Origin of the sequence: Streptomyces sp. DH12 (assembly GCF_020873895.1) — a bacterium.
In the GTDB taxonomy this organism is placed as follows: domain Bacteria; phylum Actinomycetota; class Actinomycetes; order Streptomycetales; family Streptomycetaceae; genus Streptomyces.
The window spans coordinates 1-385 of record NZ_JAHWGT010001696.1; the positions used below are offsets into that span (position 1 = coordinate 1).

Consider the following 385-nt stretch of genomic DNA (forward strand, 5'->3'; position numbering starts at 1 on the left):
GGGCGGTCCGGGGACCGTCCCGCTTTCTCTCACCCAAGGGTGTTGCAATCTTAGAAGTGAGTGCTGTAAAGTTAGAGACGTCAGGGCGGGGGGTGAGAGCCCCGCACCAGACACCGGTTGAAAATTCCACAGAGAGGAGAGTGTCGTGGCAGACCACGACAACCACAGGGAGCGCCTCCTGACGCTCATGGAGGCACTCGTCGGCGCTCACGCCTACATCCAGGCGCTGCTCGCCGACCTCCCCCTCCCCGTCGTCATCCCGGACTTCGCTCCGGAAGACGGAGAGGACGCCCCGGCCCAGGCCCTGCTGAGCCTGGACCGCGTCCGTCAGCTCATCGATGACGAGCCGCTCTCGGAACGCCACAAGCGAGCCTGGGTCAACCTG

General features: G+C 64.9%; 1 pseudogene. It reads left to right on the plus strand.

Annotated elements, in window-relative coordinates:
* Positions 1-145: 145 nt before the first annotated feature.
* Positions 146-385 (plus strand): annotated as a pseudogene (locus LPA54_RS41780) (hypothetical protein); the annotation flags it as partial.